This window comes from Bacillus sp. 05T22, from assembly GCF_056396765.1.
Window position 1 is genome coordinate 1 of record NZ_JBFTMC010000299.1, and the last position, 420, is coordinate 420.

Here is a 420-nt window from a genome sequence, read left to right on the forward strand (position 1 = left end):
TATATGGTGGATATATGGTGGAGGATGACGGGATCGAACCGCCGACCCCCTGCTTGTAAGGCAGGTGCTCTCCCAGCTGAGCTAATCCTCCATTTGCCTGGCAACGTCCTACTCTCACAGGGRCAAGGYCCCAACTACCATCGGCGCTAGAGAGCTTAACTTCCGTGTTCGGTATGGGAACGGGTGTGACCTCTCTGCCATCATTACCAGACWWTATTCATTTGAGACAAMMATTATTATAMYTTATTSAYWWRAAAAGTCAACAMGTTTTTTTATGTTCTCTCAAAACTAGATAACAYTTGCTTCATATTATATGGTTAAGTCCTCGATCTATTAGTATTCGTCAGCTCCACATGTCACCATGCTTCCACCTCGAACCTATCAACCTGATCATCTTTCAGGGATCTTACTAGCTTACGC

At 44.9% G+C, this 420-nt stretch carries 1 tRNA gene and 2 rRNA genes; all 3 read right to left on the minus strand.

From position 1 onward, the window contains the following. Positions 1 to 15: 15 nt before the first annotated feature. Positions 16 to 91: transfer RNA gene (locus tag AC1DIT_RS28565), tRNA-Val, on the minus strand. Positions 92 to 95: 4 nt separating this feature from the next. Beyond that, positions 96 to 211 (minus strand): 5S ribosomal RNA (gene rrf / locus AC1DIT_RS28570). Positions 212 to 313: 102 nt separating this feature from the next. Then, a 23S ribosomal RNA gene (locus tag AC1DIT_RS28575) occupies positions 314 to 420 on the minus strand; the annotation flags it as partial.